19 protein-coding genes are annotated in these 20,873 nt (G+C 36.2%); 16 read left to right on the top strand and 3 right to left on the bottom strand.

Going from position 1 to position 20,873, the window contains the following annotated elements:
• Positions 1-2: 2 nt before the first annotated feature.
• The 8 genes from PZ898_RS15875 to PZ898_RS15840 all read left to right on the top strand — a co-directional run bounded on the left by PZ898_RS15875 (position 3) and on the right by PZ898_RS15840 (position 8,958).
• On the top strand, positions 3-1,334 hold the full coding sequence (locus tag PZ898_RS15875) for a hypothetical protein (RefSeq protein ID WP_034691800.1): 1,332 nt from the start codon (positions 3-5) through the stop codon (positions 1,332-1,334).
• A 116-nt stretch (positions 1,335-1,450) separates the two neighbouring features.
• A complete protein-coding gene (locus tag PZ898_RS15870; protein WP_062673116.1) occupies positions 1,451-2,467 on the top strand; it encodes a hypothetical protein in 1,017 nt (338 codons plus the stop codon).
• A 116-nt stretch (positions 2,468-2,583) separates the two neighbouring features.
• Positions 2,584-3,783, top strand: a complete 1,200-nt coding sequence (locus PZ898_RS15865) for a hypothetical protein (RefSeq protein ID WP_277693734.1) — start codon at positions 2,584-2,586, stop codon at positions 3,781-3,783.
• A gap of 3 nt (positions 3,784-3,786) precedes the next feature.
• Complete coding sequence (locus PZ898_RS15860; RefSeq protein WP_062673112.1) at positions 3,787-4,323, top strand: adenine phosphoribosyltransferase; 537 nt, start codon at positions 3,787-3,789, stop codon at positions 4,321-4,323.
• Between the two features lie 229 nt (positions 4,324-4,552).
• On the top strand, positions 4,553-5,260 hold the full coding sequence (locus tag PZ898_RS15855) for a hypothetical protein (RefSeq protein WP_062673110.1): 708 nt from the start codon (positions 4,553-4,555) through the stop codon (positions 5,258-5,260).
• Between the two features lie 3 nt (positions 5,261-5,263).
• Positions 5,264-5,782, top strand: coding sequence for a 6,7-dimethyl-8-ribityllumazine synthase (gene ribH, locus PZ898_RS15850; RefSeq protein WP_034691815.1), 519 nt, complete (start codon positions 5,264-5,266; stop codon positions 5,780-5,782).
• A 168-nt stretch (positions 5,783-5,950) separates the two neighbouring features.
• Positions 5,951-8,029 carry an alkaline phosphatase family protein gene (locus PZ898_RS15845; RefSeq protein WP_277695608.1) on the top strand — a complete coding sequence of 693 codons (2,079 nt, stop codon included), beginning with the start codon at positions 5,951-5,953 and terminating at the stop codon, positions 8,027-8,029.
• Between the two features lie 65 nt (positions 8,030-8,094).
• Entirely contained in the window at positions 8,095-8,958 is an 864-nt protein-coding gene (locus PZ898_RS15840; protein ID WP_216443519.1) for a neutral zinc metallopeptidase, read from the top strand.
• Between the two features lie 60 nt (positions 8,959-9,018).
• Here PZ898_RS15840 and PZ898_RS15835 read toward each other — a convergent pair whose 3' ends face one another.
• Positions 9,019-9,879, bottom strand: coding sequence for a GLPGLI family protein (locus tag PZ898_RS15835; RefSeq protein WP_277693733.1), 861 nt, complete (start codon positions 9,877-9,879; stop codon positions 9,019-9,021).
• A gap of 296 nt (positions 9,880-10,175) precedes the next feature.
• Here PZ898_RS15835 and PZ898_RS15830 point away from each other — a divergent pair, with 296 nt between their 5' ends.
• From PZ898_RS15830 to sufD, 4 genes are all read left to right on the top strand, one after another.
• A complete protein-coding gene (locus PZ898_RS15830) occupies positions 10,176-10,505 on the top strand; it encodes an iron-sulfur cluster assembly accessory protein (RefSeq protein WP_062673099.1) in 330 nt (109 codons plus the stop codon).
• An 83-nt stretch (positions 10,506-10,588) separates the two neighbouring features.
• The gene (gene sufB / locus PZ898_RS15825) at positions 10,589-12,037 is read left to right on the top strand and encodes a Fe-S cluster assembly protein SufB (protein WP_062673097.1); all 1,449 of its coding nucleotides are present in this window, start codon (positions 10,589-10,591) and stop codon (positions 12,035-12,037) included.
• A gap of 241 nt (positions 12,038-12,278) precedes the next feature.
• On the top strand, positions 12,279-13,022 hold the full coding sequence (gene sufC / locus PZ898_RS15820; protein WP_034691829.1) for a Fe-S cluster assembly ATPase SufC: 744 nt from the start codon (positions 12,279-12,281) through the stop codon (positions 13,020-13,022).
• Between the two features lie 164 nt (positions 13,023-13,186).
• A complete protein-coding gene (sufD, locus tag PZ898_RS15815; RefSeq protein ID WP_277695607.1) occupies positions 13,187-14,494 on the top strand; it encodes a Fe-S cluster assembly protein SufD in 1,308 nt (435 codons plus the stop codon).
• A 73-nt stretch (positions 14,495-14,567) separates the two neighbouring features.
• On the opposite strand, the gene PZ898_RS15810 is transcribed toward sufD, so the two are convergent.
• Together PZ898_RS15810 and PZ898_RS15805 are read right to left on the bottom strand one after the other, a co-directional pair.
• The gene (locus PZ898_RS15810) at positions 14,568-15,491 is read right to left on the bottom strand and encodes a DUF3078 domain-containing protein (protein WP_062673095.1); all 924 of its coding nucleotides are present in this window, start codon (positions 15,489-15,491) and stop codon (positions 14,568-14,570) included.
• A gap of 228 nt (positions 15,492-15,719) precedes the next feature.
• Entirely contained in the window at positions 15,720-16,646 is a 927-nt protein-coding gene (locus PZ898_RS15805) for a DUF3078 domain-containing protein (RefSeq protein ID WP_062673093.1), read from the bottom strand.
• A gap of 249 nt (positions 16,647-16,895) precedes the next feature.
• On the opposite strand from PZ898_RS15805, the gene PZ898_RS15800 reads away from it, so the two are divergent.
• The 4 genes from PZ898_RS15800 to PZ898_RS15785 all read left to right on the top strand — a co-directional run bounded on the left by PZ898_RS15800 (position 16,896) and on the right by PZ898_RS15785 (position 20,852).
• On the top strand, positions 16,896-17,663 hold the full coding sequence (locus PZ898_RS15800; protein WP_277693732.1) for a rhomboid family intramembrane serine protease: 768 nt from the start codon (positions 16,896-16,898) through the stop codon (positions 17,661-17,663).
• 33 nt (positions 17,664-17,696) lie between these two features.
• On the top strand, positions 17,697-18,806 hold the full coding sequence (gene dprA, locus PZ898_RS15795; protein ID WP_277693731.1) for a DNA-processing protein DprA: 1,110 nt from the start codon (positions 17,697-17,699) through the stop codon (positions 18,804-18,806).
• 190 nt (positions 18,807-18,996) lie between these two features.
• Positions 18,997-20,355 (top strand): NADP-specific glutamate dehydrogenase, encoded by a 1,359-nt coding sequence (gene gdhA, locus PZ898_RS15790; protein WP_062673086.1) that lies wholly within the window; start codon positions 18,997-18,999, stop codon positions 20,353-20,355.
• Between the two features lie 125 nt (positions 20,356-20,480).
• Positions 20,481-20,852: a DUF1801 domain-containing protein gene (locus PZ898_RS15785; protein ID WP_062673085.1), complete on the top strand. Its 372-nt coding sequence runs from the start codon at positions 20,481-20,483 to the stop codon at positions 20,850-20,852.
• Positions 20,853-20,873: the final 21 nt, after the last annotated feature.

Raw genomic sequence — 20,873 nt, 5'->3', positions numbered from 1 at the left:
AAATGTATAGTTTTTCACCAAAATTAAAATCAACTTCTATAATACTTCTTGTTGTAGGTTTAGTTCTTTTCGGTATTGGTTTCTTTTTGAACAAAGGAATATCTACTGAGAAAATAGAACAAATGATGGAAGCTGTTCATGCTTCAGGTCATACTGCTCCTACACACTCAAGTGAAATGGTTGGACCTCAGGATCACGCGGCTCACCTTGAGCACGCTACATTGCAGGTACACAACCAGCCTTTAGCAGCAATACATTTTGTAGCTGTATTTTTCTTTGGAGTAAGCTGCTGCGTATTATTCTTCTATTCTATTCAGCACGCTGCCCATGCAGGATGGCCAATCATCATTACAAGAGTAATGGAAGCTATTGCTTCTTATATTCCTTACGGTGGTGCAATCCTGGTAATCCTGATGATCTTAAACATCACTCATAATGGTCACTTATTCCACTGGATGGACCCTGAATTGACAAACCCGGATTCTCCGCATTTTGATGTGATCTTATTTGAAAAGAAAAAATTCTTAAATATTCCTTTCTATGCAGTAAGAACTTTAATCTATGTGATTGGTGCTTCTTTCTTCGCTTGGAAATTGAAAGCTCAGTCTAAGAAAGTAGATGAAACGAAATCTAAAGTAGAGTATCAAATGCTTTACAGATGGGCAGTAGGATATATTGCATTCTTCGGATTTGCTTCTGCAGCTTGGGCTTGGGACTGGTTAATGTCTATTGACCCTCACTGGTATTCTACAATGTATATCTGGTATTCAATGGTTAGTTGCCTTTCAAGTGGTATTGCTGTAATCATCCTATTAAGTGTTTACCTTAAGAAAAATGGTTTCTTACCACAGTTCAATGATAACCACTTACACGATTTAGGAGTATTCCTTTTCGCTACAAGTATGCTTTGGACATATACATGGTTCGCTCAGTTCATGTTGTACTGGTATGCCAACGTTCCGGAAGAGGTTAACTACTTCTTCGGTAGATTCCAGCACTATTCTCCTACTTTCTTACCGATGTTGATCATCAACTTCTTATTACCACTATTGGTATTAGTAAGCAGCAGCATCAAGAGAAACTACAAAGTAGTTACTACAATGGCAGTAGTAGTAATCTTAGGACACATCTTAGATTACTTCAACATGGTAATGCCAGGAACAGTAGGACCATACTGGAACACTCCTGAAGTATTCCTGTTAATCCTAGGAGCAATCCTGTTCGTAGCTGGATTATTTATGTTTACTGTACTTTCAGCTTTATCTAAACTGAAGTTGATTCCTACAGGAAACCCATTCTTACACGAATCTGAAATTTATGAGTATCCTTTCTAAGGACTTGTAACAAAATAAAATTATAAAAGACTGATTGTTAAAACAATCAGTCTTTTTTTATGTATATCAGGTAACTCGTCGCCATTGATGGGATCAACAATTAAAAAAAACTTACTATGAAAACCAAACTTTTCCTTTACACATTCTTTCTTTTTTTATATAGTTTTATTTCTGCACAGACCATCACTTTCGTTTCTGAAAAAAGTAGTGCTCCCCTTCCCAGAGTTTCAGTGTTTGGGAAAGATGGAACTATTCTGGCATACTCAGATATTGAAGGCAAGATTGACAAACAATCATTATCTCCCTCGCAGGAAAAGTTTCAGCTTGTCTATAATAATTTTCCTGTTGCCACCTTATCATATTCCGATTTTGACCAGCCCATTATTAAAATCAATGATCAGGTAAAAGAGATTGAAACCGTAGTTATCAAAAATAACAAACCTGCCAAATACATTTTTATCAAAGGAAATTTTAATGCTTACGTGACCGTAAATAATAAACTGAATAGTTATACCGATGGAATTGTAACCTATATTTTTGACAACAAAACAAAAAAGCTAAAAAGTACAAACGTGGAACAATACAGGGTTTTCAGATTGACAGAACCTAAAAACGAGAAGAAAGAAACTTCATCATGGGATTATGGAAATTCTCTACAGATTCCAAAACTTAAAAATGTAGGAAATCCGGAAGAATATAAAACAAAAAGAAATATCATCAGAGAATTGAAAGGCGATCGTAAAGATCAGATTGAGGTGACAGGCGGAGCACTTCAGGAAAAAGAATTTTCATTTTTCGGATATCGATTTTATGATATCAGAACCATATTGAATATGTCTTTTGAAAAGGGATCAGAAAAGACATTGAAAGATTTTCTTGAATACAATGAACTTGTTTTTGTTAAGCTTAAACACAAAAGCGAACCCGAATACAATCAGATTGCCGTTTACACAAATTTCTATCCTACAGAACTTAGCTTTAACAACGACAATGATATTGAAAAAGTAAAATTTGATAAAGAAAACAGTAATTACAAAACTTCTTACTGGCAGGATTCTTCATTCCCGAATATGCAGACCATCTTCAGCAATTTTTTCAAAGGAGACTTAAAAGAACAACCCCAAAAAAAGTAAAAATATAGGATTATGGCTATTATGAAAAAGAAATAAAACAAGCCATAAAACATAAAGTGAAAATAAAATCCAGTATTAATAAAGGTTTTATTAAATTTGCAACAAACCAAATAAAAATGAAAAAGTTTTCTTTTCTACTTGTTTTCAGTCTGTTGCTTTTTACAGCATGTAAGAAAGATCATGTAGATGCTACGAATACTAAAACACTGCAGTCAAGTATCAATGATATGACTTCCAGTTTACCTACCATTAAGCAGATTAAGTTTAATGAAGCTCTTTATATCCTTAAAACATTTGGAGTAGAGGCAGACGGTGATATCAATGAGCTAAAAGCCCTTGGAAAACTGATTAACGGAAAGAAAGTTCCTGAAATCATGTCTTTGGCTGACGAAGTGGCTCAGAAAAACGGAATAGAATGGGCAAGTACTGCCCCACCATCACTTGGAGAGATGAATATCTTCGGGGATGATAAAGCTAAAGAAAGCGATCCTAACGATGTGAAAGCCGGATCACTAAGCCTTGTGACAAGACCTACGGGAGATGACGGAACCGGAGCGCCTACAGCAATCCAGATTGTTCCAAGACTTGTAGATGCAGCCGGAAACCCTGTATCTTTCACAGGAGCTGGCCTTGAAGCAACTCTTGAAGTCTTCAGTAACGGTGTAAGATTGGCTACTGCTAAAAACCTTATGCAGGATAATAACTTTAAAGGATTCAATTTAAAATTCTCTTCTATCCCTGCTTCAAAAGTGGTAGATAATAAAATTGATATTACGGTTTCTGTAAAAACAACTGCCAAGACTTTCAAAATGTCTAAAATCGGGCTTGATGTCAATGCCGCAGCTCTAAAAGTTCCTGCCATCCCAAAAACGGATTCGACAGCGGTGACAGAGCAACCAAGCGCAGTGATAGATCCAAACAATCCAACAGCAACTCCTGAAGCAACTACGGACCCTGCAACAGCTACTCCTGCAACACCAGCTGCACCAAAGCAGCCTACTGCAGACCCTAAAAATACAGTAAGTAAGTTCCTGAACAGTGTGAGTTCTCAAAACTTAAAAGCAGCATACGAAACAGCCAGTAATCCAAGCTGGGGAAGTTATGAATCTTTCTCAAATCCTACTTCAGGCTTTGGATCTGTAAAAAATGTAAATGTAAAAAACATTACGACAAGTGGAGCTAATGCTAATAGTGCGAGCGTAAACGCTACTTATGATGTAACGGATAAAAGTGGGAAGACAACTTCTTTAAAAGTAACTTTCGGGCTTAAAAATGTAAATGGAGACTGGAAAATTTCCAGCTATAAAATCAATTAATAAATGGCTTCAGCAGAACTGATCAAAAGATTAGAAGAAACAATTGAAAATATCCCTGATTTTCCGATTCCGGGAATCCAGTTTAAGGATATTTCACCTATCTTTTTAGACCCAAAACTTTACGAAGATGTCATTGCAGACCTTGTTGCATTCAGTAAAGGAAAAATAGATGCAGTCTGCGGAATTGAAAGCCGCGGTTACCTTTTTGGAATCGCTATCGCTGTGGCATTGGAAGTACCATTTATTCTAATCAGAAAAGCAGGAAAACTTCCCCCGCCAATTATTTCAGAAAAGTATGATCTGGAATATGGAAGTGCCATTATTGAAACCCGTGAAGGCCAGATAAAACCTGGACAAAGAGTTTTAATCCATGATGATCTTTTAGCCACGGGAGGAACTACTGAAGCTGCAGCAAAATTGGTAGAAAAGCAAGGAGCAATTGTTTCACAGTTTAGTTTCCTTATCGGTTTACAAGGTCTGAACGGTGATGAAAAACTGAAGAAATTCGGTGCAGAGATCTACCATATTTTAGGATACTAAGACTTAATATATATGCTTCGAAAGGTTCAGCATGACAACGCTAATCATTTACTGTGAGATTAGAACAAGCACTATCAGAAGTGTCATGCTGAACATCTCGAAGCATCTTTTTTTTAATAAATTCATCATTCACCATTAACAATTCACAAGATTTCGTCAATAATACTCACAAAGTATTTTGTAAATCTCTCAGAAACAATTAAATTTGCATTTCAATTTTTAAAAACTTATGGCAAAATTGGGAAAGAGTGCTCAGAACGAGCAAGAAGGTAAAGAAACAGTTGAGTTCTTTAAAGACCTTGACAGAGAGGCTTTAAACACTGAAAGATTTGTTGAAAAATATTCAAAGCCGCTTGGTTTTGTATTTGGAGCTTTGATTTTAGGAGTTTTAGGATTCTTTGCTTATAAGCAATTTGTAATTGCTCCAAAGAACACTGAGGCTGTAAAAAGTTTCCTTGCTGCTCAAAAAAATCTTACGGAAGGTAAAGATAAAGATGCCTTAGGTGGAAAATCTGCAGCTAATCCAGGTTTTATAGGTACAGCTAATGAATATTCTTCTACTGAAATTGGTAAACTTTCTGCTTACAATGCTGGTTTATTAAAATTCAAAGAAGGAAAATTCCAGGAAGCATATGATCTTTTGGATAAATTCTCTTCCAAAAACAAAACCTTGATGGCAATGAAGTATGGAGCAATGGCTGATGCAAAATCAGGTCTTAACAAAAATGATGAAGCTCTGTCTTTATTAGATCAGGCTGCTACAGCATCTGATGATCCTTATACAACGTATTATTTTACAAGAAAAGCAGGTATTGTTGCTTTAGGATTAAAGAAAAATGCAGAAGCTAAAAAATACTTCTCTGCAATTGACGAGAAATATCAGGACTACGACAACGGAATGTCTGATTCTTATATCGAAATGACTAAATATTATTAAAAAATGGCAACAGTTAATCTATCCGATTACAAGCCACTTCATATAACTAATGCCGAAGATTTTTCTATCGGCATTGTTTTTTCTGAGTGGAATGATTTTGTAACTTACAATCTTCGTGATGCAGCTTTGGAAATCCTTGAAAAAGAAGGGGTAAAACCTGAAAATATCAAACTTTTCCCTGTACCAGGAGCTTTCGAATTAAGCTATGCTAGTATGCAGCTTTGCAAAGAGAGAAAATATGATGCAGTAATTTCTATAGGATGTGTGATCCGTGGGGAAACTCCACATTTTGACTATGTATGCTCTGCAGTAGCGCAGGGAATCAAAGACTGTAACATCATGACGGATACTCCTACAATCTTCTGTGTATTAACAGATGATAACAAAGAACAATCTATTGCAAGAAGCGGTGGAGATCTTGGAAACAAAGGGGTGGAAGCAGCCGTTACAGCGCTAAGAATGATTGACTTCAAAAAGAAATTATCTGATAAAAAGGGGAATATCGGTTTTGGACATTCTTAACTTTTTATTCACTTTAACAATATAAAGGGGCTATTTTTAATAGTCCCTTTTTTATTAGTATATAAATAATTCATAAATCTTATTAATAAAAAGGATGTTTTTCTTTTTTTCCGTCAAAAGTTCCCTACAAAAACTATCTTTGTGAAAATTAATAAAGACAGACAATACATGTTTTTAAAAAAAATAAAACCCTTCCTGTATTTAGGAATTTTCTATCTTATTATTTCGTTGATAATAAGAACCGTATTCTTTTTTCATCCTATTACTACTGCTAGTTTTGGATTTTTCGAAGTTGTAAAAGTTTTGCTGATAGGTCTGGTGAATGACATTTTTGTTTTCATACTGGCCAGTTCCATTCTCGCTCTTTACTTCCTCTTTCTTTCCAATTCAAAATATAAAAAACCTTACGGACACATTATTCTGAGTGCTCTGGTTCTATTCTTCCTTTATATATGGCTTGTGCCTAACAATATTTTCAAGCAGTATGGAGGTTCCATCATGGAAATAGCCCTTGTTTTCGTAGGGATAAAAACTCTTTTCTTTGGATTGATGCTTTTCCTTCCTAATCAAAGGATAAAAATACGTAACACATTATATTTCATTACATTATTATTATACGTTCTTCTGATCATTTTCAACGGAGTCAGTGAATACTTCTTCTATAATGAATTTGGAGTTCGTTATAATTTTATTGCTGTAGACTATCTTATTTATACCAATGAGGTGATTGGGAATATCATGGAAAGTTACCCTGTAATTCCATTGTTTTCTGCCATCATGCTTGTTACCCTTACCATCACGTGGTTCATTTATAAGAAAACAAAAGATGAATTGCTGGAACTTCCGGACTTTAAACAAAAAATGGTTCTTCTGGGTAGTTTTATGGTACTTTGCGCATTAAGTGCGCTGGCAATACCGTCTTTGATGCAAATCAAATCTGACAATGTTTTCGCAGACGAAATTGAAGCCAACGGACTTCCTAAGTTCTACTGGGCGTTTACCCATAATGAACTGGATTACTTCCAGTTCTACTCGCAGATTAACCAGCAGCAGGCCGAAAAGAATTTTTTAAGCCAGTACCCACAGCATACGTTATCAAGAGCTGTCGTTGCGGAGCAGCCTGAAGTGAAGAAAAATGTAGTATTGATCTCCATTGAAAGTCTTTCTGCAGATTTCATGGAACATTATGGCAATACCCAAAAAATCACTCCTTTCCTGGACAGTCTTGCTGATAAATCACTCATGTTTACCAATCTGTATGCAACCGGAAACAGAACGGTACGCGGACTGGAAGCTTTAACATTGTGTATTCCTCCAACTGCAGGTGAAAGTGTCATCAAGAGAGATGATAATAAAAATAAATTCACAACCGGAAGTGTTTTTAAATCCAAAGGATATGATGTTAAATTTTTATATGGCGGATACAGCTATTTCGATAATATGCAGGACTTCTTCGGAGGGAACGGCTATGGAATTGTAGACAGAAACAACTTTAAACCTGAAGAAATCACTTTTGCCAATGTTTGGGGTGTTGCTGATGAAGATATGGCAAGAAAAGCTATTCAGGTGATGAATGCCGAAGCCAAATCAGGAAAACCATTTTTCAATCACTGGATGACGGTTTCCAACCACAGACCTTTTACTTATCCTGACGGAAGAATTGATATTCCGGGAACGGCAAAATCCCGTGAAGGCGGTGTAAAATATACGGATTACTCTCTTAAGCTGTTCTTTGATATGGCTAAGAAACAGGATTGGTATAAAAATACAGTTTTTGTGATCATCGCAGACCACTGTGCATCCAGTGCGGGAAAAACGGAACTTCCGATGGATAAATACAGAATTCCTGCGATGGTATTTTCTGAAGGATTTATTCAGCCTCAGAAATTTGATGCGCTGATGTCGCAGATCGATATAATGCCAACCGTTTTGGGATTATTAAACTTCAGCTATCAGTCTAAATTCCTGGGTCAGGATGTGTTCAAACCGGAATTCCAGCCTAAAGCTTATGTGGCAACCTATCAGGATCTTGGATTTATCAAAGGTGAACGTTTGACCATTATTTCGCCGGTAAAAAAGGTAAAACAATATTCTTTGGAACTGGAAAAAAGTGATCTGAAACCGGAATTTAAACTGTATTACGACGAAAAATTATTAAAAGATCCAGATCAGAAACTGGTTGATGATGCTGTATCAGCCTATCAATCTACTTCTTACTGGCTCAAAACAAAACAACTCAACAGATAAATATCTAAATATTTTCGCTCATAATCTGGCGTAAAATATTTAAATTAACCCATAAATTTATTAGTATGAAATGGACAGACGACAGAGGCGGAAACGTTGATGACCGCCGTGGTTCAGGAGGCGGAAGTGGCGGTATGATTGTAGGAGGCGGACTCGGAACTTTAATTATAGCAGCTATCGTATTCTTTTTGGGAGGTGACCCATCCGGCATTTTGAATTCTGGCGGCATGCAGTCTTCAGGAAATTCCGGGGAACAGAGAGAGCTTACAGCCGATGAAAAACAAGTTGGAGAAATGGTTGATATGATGGCCAAATGGAATATTCTTACCTGGGATCAGATTTTTAAGGAAAATGGAATGACTTACAATGCTCCTCAGGTAGTTCTTTTCGAAAATACAACATCTTCAGCATGTGGTACTGCTCAATCTGCTATGGGACCATTCTATTGTCCGGCAGATCAGAAAGTCTATATGGATATGAGTTTTTTTGGTGAACTTCAGCAAAAATTCGGAGCTAAAGTAACAGAATTTACAGTAGCTTATGTTCTTGCGCATGAAGTAGGACACCATGTTCAGACCCTTTTGGGAACTACACAGAAAGTAGATGCGTTAAGAAGAAGCGGAAGATATTCCGAAGAGCAGATGAACAGAGTATCCGTAGCTACAGAATTACAGGCTGATTTCTATGCCGGAGTATGGGCAAAAAGAACCAATGACAGCAAACATATTCTGGAACCAGGAGATATTGAGTCTGCCATAGATGCTGCCGAAGCGGTTGGCGATGATAATATTCAGAAAAGAGCACAGGGATATGTGAATCAGGAAAGTTTTACTCACGGCTCTTCTGCACAGCGTAAAGAATGGTTTATGAAAGGTTACAACACCGGAGATATCAGACAGGGTGATACTTTCAACCAGCTATTAAAATAGTTTTTATCAAAAATTATAATGATATAAAAAAGCGGTCTTGACTTAAGACCGCTTTTTTATTTATTGCAATTCGATCGGATTTGAATTTTTCTTAGCCTCTTCTTTCACCCTTTCTTCCATCCTTTTTCTCATATCGGCAGGATTTTGATTTCCGCCGCCGGGACCTCTTCCGCCTCCGCCTATTCTTATTGTATTAGAAAATCCACCTTGTCCACCTCCACTTTGGCTCATAAACGACATTGGATCAGCTTTAAATTTTTGCTGCTGCTTGATATAATCTGTTCTTTTTACTTTCAAAGTATTTCCAAACTGGTTCAAAGCCGGAAACTCAGCAATTTTATAATTTTTCATTAAATCAAAAGAATAACCTCCTTTATCATCTTCCACTTTTACAATCAATCCCGGAAGTCCACCGAACTTATAAGGTCCGTCCTGATAAGGTAGGTCAGTTGTAAACCACGCCGTCCATTTTCTTCCACCAAAATCAGTTTCAGCTTTCTGAACTTTATACTCGCCTATTTTTCTCGTTTCTGACTCTATTTTCCAGTTCAGTGGTCTGTCTTCTTCATATGAATAAATATCACGCCCAATTCTGTCTTTGAAATAGGTCTTTTGATTTGTTTTATCTTTTTCAATGGAATAGCTGATATTCGTTCTCAATCCTTCCATCTGATCTCTGTTGATGCTTGCTCTTCCGCCTCCGCTCTGAAATGCTTTTTGCATAATAGAATCTCTTTTGATTCTGTTTTCAGAATAAAACACTGATTTCTCCGGAGAAATATCCAGATAAGCATTTTCAGTCTTGATATCTGTTTTATTTTCCGCATCAGGCTTCATCGTCACCTGATATACGAATCTGTTGGTTTGTGCAGAAACATTCTGTATAAAGAACGCCAATGCGATAATACCTATTTTTTTCATTTATATTTTTATTTATTGAGCATTATCAAAAGAAAGACTTATTGTATCTATTTTTTGACAAGTTTTCTCCTTTATTGCTTCATTATAGATCTTCTTTATAGATTCAAAATATGATTCAAGGTTAAAATTATAAATAAAACCTTAACAGTAAACGGCTTAGTTTATCTTTTTTTAACATAATTTATCCTCGCAGAAATAGCTATTAATATCAGAATCATTAAAATAGATATCTTCGATTTGAGATTGCGGAAATTAGTTCGTATTTTTGCATCATTAAATCATTCTAAATAAATACAATGATAAAAGTATCAGACCATGCAAAGGAGAAAGCCATCCAGTTAATGACGGAAGATGGTTTTAACCCTGCTGAAGATTACATAAGAGTAGGGGTAAAAAGCGGCGGATGCTCTGGTTTAGAGTATGTTTTAAAGTTTGACAACGAAAAAACAGACACAGATCAGATTTTTGAAGATAATAACATTAAAATTATTATAGATAAAAAATCCATCCTTTATTTAGCAGGAACAACTCTTGAGTATTCAGGAGGATTGAACGGAAAAGGGTTTGTTTTTAACAACCCGAATGCATCCAGAACATGTGGATGCGGGGAATCATTTAGTCTTTAGAGAAAAGACATTAGATCCTAGATTTCAGACCTCAGAGCTACTCTGGATTTTGAAATCTAAAATCTGAAATCTAAAAAAAAGTAATGAGTAAATATACAGAAGACGATCTAAGAGTCGATCTAGAAAATAAAAAATATGAATTCGGTTGGGAGACGAAGATTGATTATGAAGACTTCCCGACTGGTTTAAACGAGGACATCATCCGTGCGATCTCTGCTAAAAAAGAAGAGCCGGAATGGATGACTGAATGGCGATTGGAATCTTTCAAAATCTGGCAGAAAATGGTAGAGCCTGAGTGGGCTAATATCAAATATGAAAAACCAGATTTTCAGGCAATCCGTTACTATGCTGCTCCAAAAGTAAAGCCTGAACTGGCAAGCCTTGACGAAGTAGATCCTGAACTATTGAAAACATTCGAAAAGCTAGGGATTAATATCGAAGAGCAAAAAAGACTTTCAGGAGTTGCTGTAGATATCGTAATGGACTCAGTTTCTGTGAAAACTACTTTCCAGGATACACTGGCAGAAAAAGGAATTATTTTCTGTTCGATCTCTGAGGCTATTAAAAACCACCCTGATTTGGTAAGAAAATATCTTGGAAAAGTAGTTCCGAGAGGGGATAACTTTTATGCAGCATTGAATTCCGCAGTATTTTCTGACGGAAGTTTCTGTTATATTCCTAAAGGAGTAAAATGCCCGATGGAACTTTCTACTTATTTCCGTATCAACCAGGCAGGAACAGGACAGTTTGAAAGAACGCTTCTTGTAGCTGATGAAGGAAGTTATGTCTCTTATCTTGAAGGATGTACAGCACCGTCAAGAGATGAAAACCAGCTTCACGCAGCGGTTGTAGAGCTTATCGCTTTAGACAATGCTGAAATTAAATATTCAACAGTACAGAACTGGTATCCTGGTAATGAAGAAGGTAAAGGAGGTGTATTCAACTTTGTAACAAAAAGAGGACTTTGCGAAAGAAATGCAAAAATCTCCTGGACACAGGTTGAAACAGGTTCAGCAGTAACGTGGAAATATCCATCTTGTATCCTTAAAGGAGACAATTCTATCGGAGAGTTCTACTCTATTGCGGTTACCAACAACCACCAGTATGCAGATACAGGTACAAAGATGATCCACATCGGAAAGAATACCAAATCAACGATTATTTCAAAAGGTATTTCTGCCGGAAAATCACAAAACTCATACAGAGGACAGGTAAAAGTAATGCCTTCTGCAAAAGGAGCAAGAAACTTTTCACAATGTGACTCTTTATTGATGGGTAATGAATGTGGAGCTCATACTTTCCCTTATATTGAAATCAAAGACCCTACGGCACAGTTGGAGCACGAGGCTACGACTTCAAAAATCGGGGAAGATCAGATTTTCTACTGTAACCAGAGAGGTATTGATACAGAAAGAGCCATTGCTCTGATTGTAAATGGTTTCAGCAAAGAAGTTTTGAACAAGCTTCCAATGGAGTTTGCTATTGAAGCTCAGAAATTACTTGAGATTTCATTAGAAGGTTCAGTAGGATAATATTATCAAAAAGAACCCTTCAGATAAAAACAAATTGATTTAAAGGCAAGGTTTTCAGAGTTTTTATCCGATGATCAACCGCTAAAACGGAAATATAAGTTATAGTCTTTATTGAAGATTATTATAAACATAAAATATAAAAAGCTTCTCTCCGTCTATTGAGGAAATATCCTAATATAAAGACGATGTGTATATAAAGGAAAGAAGCTCATACAATTATAAAAAGCAAAAGTTAGCAAGAATGTTACAAATTAAAGACCTTCACGCCAAAATTGAAGATGGCGCAGAAATATTAAAAGGTATTAATCTTGAAATAAAGCCGGGCGAAGTTCACGCGATCATGGGACCAAACGGAGCTGGTAAATCTACCCTATCTTCTGTAATCGCAGGAAAAGAAGATTACGAAGTAACTGGTGGAGAGATTCTTTTCGAAGGACAGGACATCAGTGAAGAAGCTCCTGAAGATAGAGCTCACAAAGGGATTTTCCTTTCTTTCCAGTATCCAGTGGAAATTCCGGGAGTTTCTGTAACGAACTTTATCAAAGCTGCTTTGAACGAGACGAGAAAAGCAAACGGACTGGAAGAAATGCCGGCAAAAGAAATGCTTGCATTAATTCGTGAGAAGTCTGAAAAACTGGGAATTAAAAAAGATTTCCTTTCAAGATCATTGAACGAAGGATTCTCCGGAGGTGAAAAGAAAAGAAATGAAATTTTCCAGATGATGATGCTTAATCCTAAGCTGGCAATTCTTGATGAAACTGATTCAGGATTGGATATCGATGCTTTAAGAATCGTAGCAGATGGAGTAAATCATTTTAAAAATGAAGGAAATGCAGTTCTTTTGATTACGCATTATCAAAGATTACTAAACTATATTCAGCCTGATTTTGTTCACGTTTTAGCAGATGGAAAAATCATCAAAACAGGTGATAAGTCTTTAGCATTAGAACTTGAAGAAAAAGGTTACGACTGGCTTCTTAACTAAGAAGAATATATATTATTTCAGAGATTAACCTTTCCTGTAATCATTCATACAATGTGGCAGAAAAGAATCTCTACTATTAAAAATTGGTTTTCCTATTCCTCGGAATAACAATATTTTAGTTAATAAAAAAAGAAAAAATGGTGCAAACCACAGATATACCAGTAATGGCATTAAAAGAACAAATTATAGAGAACCATAATGAATTTTTGGAGACTCTTCGTCACAGATTTCTGGATGAGGAAAGAAAAACAGCGCTTCAGAAATTTGCAAACCTTGGTTTTCCTACTAAAAAAGACGAAGAATATAAATATACCAATCTAAAGGAGATCACGGAAAAAAGCTACAACTTCTTCCCGAAAGAGCACCACAATATCACTAAAGAGCAGTTTGATGAACTACACCTTGGAGAAGAAAATTTTGATTGGATTGTTTTTGTAAACGGTAAGCTTCACAAAGAGTTATCTAAAGTTTCTATTGAAAATGTAGAATTCCTTTCATTCAATTATGCATTGAATGATGAGAAGCATAAAGAGGTTTTTGAAAAGTATTTCAATACGATTGCTTCCAAAGAACAGGCTTTTACGAACCTGAACCTTGCTTACTGCAAATATGGCTTCTTCCTTAAAGTTCCTAAAAATGTAGTGATTGAAAAGCCAATCCACGTTTTTTACATTTCTCAGAATCAGGAGGAAAACACATTCTACAATACCAGAAACCTTTTGATCGTAGAAGAAGGAGCAAAAGTAGAAGTGATTGAAAGCCACCATAATTTTGACAGCACTTACGTACTGACAAACTCTGTGACGGAAATCTTTACCTATCCGAATGCGAAAGCTGACTGGCACAAACTTCAGAACGATAACAACACAACCTATCTTATCGACAATACTTTCGCAAGACAGGAGAAAGACAGTTTAACAACGGTAAACACATTCTCTTTCGGAGGTAAACTGGTAAGAAACAACCTTGATTTTATTCATAATGGATCTAATATCAATTCATTCATGAACGGAATTACCATTATCGGGAAAGATCAGTTGGTAGACCACCATACAGCAGTTCACCACAACTTCCCGAATTGTGAAAGTTACCAGAACTACAAAGGAATCTTTGATGGGAATGCTCACGGAGTTTTCAACGGAAAAGTTTTTGTGGACAAAATTGCTCAGAAAACAAATGCTTATCAGCAGAATAACAATGTATTGCTAAGTGAAGGGGCAAGTATTGATACAAAACCTCAGTTAGAAATTTTTGCAGACGATGTAAAATGTTCTCACGGATGTACCGTAGGACAATTGAATGAAGATGCTTTATTCTATCTGAGAGCCAGAGGAATTTCGAAAAAAGAAGCTCAGGCATTACTTTTATATGCTTTTGCGAATGATGCTATGCAGAATATTGATATAGAACCTCTAAAAGAGAAAATTTCAAAGCTGCTGGCTGAGAAATTAGAAGTTGATATAGAATTCTAAGACTTATATATTGATAAACAAAAGCACTTCATTTTGAAGTGCTTTTTTATTGTATCATATAGTATGTTTCTACTTATTTTTTCAACCAGCTTTGGTTATCTTTATTTTCTGAACGTTTCTTACCATTATCAAAATTATAAGCCAATCCTACGCCTAAAGTCTGCTTCAACTGAGTCTTCCATATCTGATTATGATCATACAAAAGATCCAAAGTAACGTTGGTAGAAATATATTTATTGATTTTCATGCTTAAAACTCCGCTATATCCAAGGACAAGCCTGTCCGGATGATCAAGGTAGTTTGAGAATACAGAAGCCGTATTCAGTAAGGTTATGTTCTCCATAATTTTCAGCTTGTACATTGCCGTTCCCAGAAAACCGAATTGGAAAAGAGAAGAATCTCCATCGTTTTTAAGACCGTAAGTTCCTGCCTTCTGAAGATCTTCGTCTAAAACGAAAGTCCATCTGGCATTTGCAGGTCGTAAAGTAACTGTAAGATTATCATTGGGACGGTATGTAACCCCTGCTCCTACACTCAGATATCCGGGAGCCATAAAATTGGAAATCTTTTTTGCATCAGGATTATTTCCATCTTCATAACCCGGAGCAAACTGAGTCTGAAGCCCTGCTCCTGCAGACAAATACCAATGTTTGGCAAATTCTCTACCATAGTTTGTAGAAAGATTAATGACATCCTGAGTCTTTCTTACTCCCGTTCCCTGCGTGTTATTTTGCCCATAACCCAGGATAATGATATTTTCCCAAAGATCTTTCCCTTTTTCATACGTCAGGTTGTAATTAACACCAGCAAGCCAGCCAACGTTGTTAGCTCCACCTCCTACCCAGTTTGAAAAGGCAGCCTGGTTAAGCATTAATGTATTTTGCCCCTGAATAGACCATGCTTTAATGGTGTCTGATGCCGGAGCTTCTGTCTTAGCCTCCTGAGCGAATGCTACAGCTCCCAAAGAGATAGAACTGATCAATAAAAGTTTTTTCATAATGTTTATTTATTACAAATGTATAAATAATAATTTATGCCATCATAAAATTCACTTTAAAATGAATTTAACATAACTAAAAATACGCACATAAACAACTGAAATTAAAATACTTGCAAACAAAACAATTCCTAATCAAACTTAAGTCAACTTAAAATTACAGAATTTTATAAAGAAAAAACACCTCATTTCTGAAGTGTTTTTTAACTATAATATAAATTTTCCAAACTATTTTTTGATCCACCACTGGCTGTCTTTGCGATCAGAACGTTTTACACCATTTGCGAGCGTATAGGCAAATCCGATTCCAAGAGTTTGTTTCAGCTGTGTTTTCTCTATCTGATTATGATCGTATAGCAAGTCTACGGTCACATTGGAGGATATGTATTTATTTACTTTCAGGTTCAGCAAAGCTCCATAGGCAAGAACTAATCTGTCCGGGTGATCAAGGTAATTCGAGAAGACAGAAGCCGTATTGGTTAAATAAATATCTTCCATTATTTTCAATTTATATATTGCTGTTCCCAGAAAACCGAATTGTAATAACGAAGTATCTCCATCATTTTTTAAACCATAGCTGCCTGCTGTCTGAAGGTCTTTATCCAGTACAAATGTCCATCTGGCGTTGGTAGGACGTAACGTTACAGTGAGATCATCATTGGGTCTGTATGTGATACCCATCCCGACGTTCAGGTAGCCCGGCGCCATAAAATTGGATATCTTTTTCGCATCAGGGTTATTTCCGTCTTCATATCCTGCAGCAAACTGTGATTGAAATCCTGCTCCCATAGAGAAATACCAGCTTTTTGAGAATTTTCGTCCATAATTGGTAGAAACATTGATAACGTCCTGTGTTTTTCTGATACCCTGGCCTTTTGTATCATTCTGCCCATATCCAAGAATAATGATATTTTCCCAAAGGTCTTTATCTTTTTCATACGTCAGATTATAATTCAATCCGGCAAGCCATCCAACGTTATTGGCACCACCGCCTACCCAGTTTGAAAAGGCAGCCTGATTAATCATTAATGTGTTTTTTCCTAAAACCGACCAGTATTTTATGGTATCTACCACTGCGGAATCTTTTTTCAATTCTTCTTGTGCACTTGCATATATTCCTATAAAACAGGAAAGAATCAATAAAAACTTCTTCATTACTCTAAATAATTTTCAATGCAAAAATATTAATATAATTTTTTTAAAAGCTAAAATCAGCTTTAAAAGAACCAATTTCTATAAAGTTGAATTACCTCATAACAAGATATTTCTATAAAATCAATGCCAAATAATGAGTTCAAAAGTTAAATTTAACACCTTTTGTCTTAAAATCAGGACGGTAGAAACTTATTCATCGACAAATTTTCCGAAATTTATCATTGGCTTTTGATTTGACGTAAAACCCACATGTTCAAAAATGTAATTTCCAAAAGAGCGGTTATATACCCATTGCTAATGCTTTCAGCGATGTGGTTCGGGTATTTTTTACAAATGCAGGGCTTTTTTCAAAGCTGTTTTGGAGCCATTATTCCTCTCTTACCCGAGGGATTGCTTGGTGTAGTTACCTCTCCCCTTTTACATGGAAATATCGATCATATTATAGGAAATTCCATTCCCATAACAGCACTTATGTTTTTGCTGTATCAGTTTTATCCATTGGTTGCCAACAAAGTTTTTATCATCGGCTGGCTGGCAACGGGACTTTTGGTATGGCTTCTTCCTCCTATTGATATTCTTACCGGTGAATATATGTACACCTGTACCATCGGAGCAAGTGGCGTGGTTTATGTACTCGCTTTTTTCCTATTCTTCAGCGGGGTATTTAAATGGAATACGAAGCTTCTCACAATTTCAATGCTTGTTGTGCTTTATTATGGCAGTTTGATATGGGGGATGCTTCCTGAAGAACTGTTTTACAACATGCAGGAGCCGAGCAAAATTTCTTGGCAGGCTCATCTTTCAGGAGCTGTAGTAGGCAGTATTATTGCATTTGCTTTTAAAAATGTTGGCGAAAAGAAGAAAAAATTTATCTGGGAGTTTCCAAATTATTACAGCGAAAAAGATGATAAATTGTGGCAGGAATACAAGGAAAATCATCCTGAAGACTTTATGGAACTTCCATACAAGAAAAAAGATGATATCTGGGACCATTTGGATGAATTGAGAAAAAGATAAAACTTATTTCATTACATTTGAAAAAAAACACACATGACCTCAGAAGAATACTTTTATGCCATCGCCCTCCGCGAATGCAGCCAGATTGGCGATATCCATTTTCATAAACTTGTCCGTACTTTCGGAAGCGCTCAGGAAGCCTGGAATAGAGCCAGAAAAGAATATAAAAAGCTGGAAGGAATAGGGCAAAGAACAGTTTCAGATATTGGAAATAAGTCTCATTTGGAATTCGCAGAAGAAGAATTAAATTTTTGCGAAAAAAATAATATTCAAATCAGGTTAAAACACCTCAAAGAAATCCCGTCTCTACTTAATGAATGTAATGATACTCCCGCTATTCTTTATCAAAAAGGGAATATTGAGGATGCACAGCCAAAAATAAGTATTGTAGGAACCCGAAATATGACCGCTTATGGAAAACAGTTTATTGAAAACTTTTTTGAAGCAACACGATCCTCAAAATATACATCCATAAGCGGTCTCGCTTTAGGCGTCGATAAAGAAGTTCATGAACAGTCTATTTGTCATCAAAAGCCCACTGTAGCTGTTCTTGCACATGGTTTTCAATATCTATATCCGGCAAAAAACAGAAAACTTTCTGAAAAAATTTTACAGGAAGGAGGAGCATTAATAACGGAGTTCAGCTCTTCCAGAAAACCTGACCGGGAAAACTTTATCCAGAGAAACAGAATTGTGGCAGGAATATCCCCCGCAACGATTGTAGTGGAAACCGGTTTCGGAGGAGGCTCTGTGAGCACAGCAGCCTTTGCCAATGATTATAACCGTGATGTTTTTGCACTGCCTGGAAAAATTACAGACAGTTCTAGCCAGGGATGTAATCAGCTGATTTTCCATAATAAAGCAACGGCAATTTCTACCATAAAAGATCTTATAGAACTCCTTGGATTAAATGATCCTAAAGAAAAAATGGAAGAGTTATTTCCTTATAGCGAGACCAAACCACAATTATCTGACAATCAGAACTTAATATATCAATCTATTCAATCTTATCCTCAAATCTGTTTAGACGATCTCTCCATGAGAATTGATCTTCCTACTCATAAAATCTTACCAATAATTTTAGAATTGGAACTTTTAGGGAAAGTAAAATCATTTTCCGGGAGGCAATTCATCGCAATTTAAGATTTAATGATTTCTTAATATTGCATTATTTCATATATAACATTTCATTTTTAATAAAATTTAAACACAAATTATCAATTTAATAATATTACGGAACATTATTATTTAATTTTTAACAATGTTAAAATATAGTGTTGTGAATCTTGAAAAAAAAATTAAATTTGTTGACAATAATATTCAACCTTAATATATGGAACAATATAATATTGACCAGAAAATCCAAGAGTTTATTGCAAAAATTGAAGCAAAAAATCCTAACGAACCGGAATTTTTACAGGCTGTAAAAGAAGTTGCCGTAACCGTAATTCCATTCATTGCTACTAAAAAAGAATATACCGGAATGAAGCTGCTTGAAAGAATGGCTGAAGCTGAAAGAATTATTATTTTCAGAGTTCCATGGGTTGATGACAAAGGAGAAATTCAGGTTAACAGAGGTTTCAGAATTCAAATGAACTCTGCTATTGGACCATACAAAGGAGGAATCCGCTTCCACCCTACTGTAAACTTATCAGTTCTTAAATTCCTGGCGTTCGAACAAGTATTCAAAAACTCTTTGACAACTCTTCCAATGGGAGGTGGTAAAGGAGGTTCAGATTTCGATCCACAAGGAAAATCTGATATGGAAGTAATGCGTTTCTGCCAGGCTTTCATGACAGAATTATGCAAACACATCGGTCCTGAAACAGACGTACCTGCAGGAGATATCGGTGTTGGAGCAAGAGAAATCGGATATTTATTCGGACAGTACAAGAAAATCAGAAACGAGTTTACCGGAGTTCTTACAGGAAAAGGTCTTGCTTACGGAGGTTCATTAATCCGTCCTGAAGCTACAGGATATGGTGTAGTATACTTCGCAGAGCAGATGCTTAAAACGATCGGACAGGATTTTAAAGATAAAATTGTAACAGTATCAGGTTTCGGAAACGTAGCGTGGGGAGTTATTAAAAAAGCAACTGAACTAGGTGCTAAAGTTGTAACAATCTCTGGTCCTGACGGATATATCTACGATAAAGATGGTATCAGCGGAGAAAAGATCGATTATTTATTAGAACTTAGATCTTCTGGTAATAACAGAGCGGAAGACTATGCTAAAAAATATCCATCAGCTGAGTTCCACGCTGGAAAACGTCCTTGGGATGTGAAGTGTGACGTAGCTTTCCCTTCCGCAACTCAAAACGAATTAGATTTAGACGATGCAAGAAAATTAGTTGAAAACGGATGTATCTGTGTAACTGAAGCGGCTAACATGCCTTCTACACTAGATGCTATCAACTATTTCTTAGATAATAAAGTATTATTCTCTCCTGGTAAGGCTTCCAACGCTGGAGGTGTTGCTACATCAGGATTAGAAATGACTCAGAACTCTATCCGTCTTAACTGGACTTCTGAAGAAGTTGATGCAAGATTAAAGGAAATCATGATCGGTATCCATAAAGCTTGTAGAGATTACGGAAAAGACGAAGATGGTTATGTAAACTACGTAAAAGGTGCAAATATTGCCGGCTTCGTAAAAGTAGCAGAAGCAATGTTGGCTCAAGGAGTTGTGTAACAAAAAACAAAGGTTGGGAAAAACTCCCGACCTTTTTTGATATAGCCTGTTCCCGGGATAATGGGAAAAAAGTAAAAAGTGAAAGGAGAAAGCGCTGCTATATGCAGCGCTTTTTTTATTTTTATATGATGCAAAACACCTTTAAAAATATTGATGAATATATACTTCTGTTTCCGATAGATGTACAGAAAAAATTACTCAAACTTAGAAAAGTAATTCATTTACAGGTTCCGGATTTGGAAGAATATATCGGGTATCAGATGCCGGCCTTCCGGTACAAAGGAAAACCGTTGATTTATTTTGCAGGATATAAAAAGCATATCGGATTCTATCCCGGAGCTGAGGGTATTCATAATTTTAAAAAAGATTTTGAGGAAAGAAAGTATAAATTTTCAAAAGGAGCTGTTCAATTTCCCATCACTGAAAATCTGCCGCTGGATCTGGTCACCAAGATTTTATTGTTCAAAGTGGAAGAAATTGAACAAAAAAAATCCTGAAATACAAGATTTCAGGATTCC

The sequence above is a fragment of the Chryseobacterium sp. WX genome, from assembly GCF_029542485.1.
GTDB classification, from domain to species: domain Bacteria; phylum Bacteroidota; class Bacteroidia; order Flavobacteriales; family Weeksellaceae; genus Chryseobacterium; species Chryseobacterium cucumeris.
The sequence above is the reverse complement of the archived record's forward strand: the minus strand, read 5'-3'. Positions and strand labels throughout refer to the sequence as shown.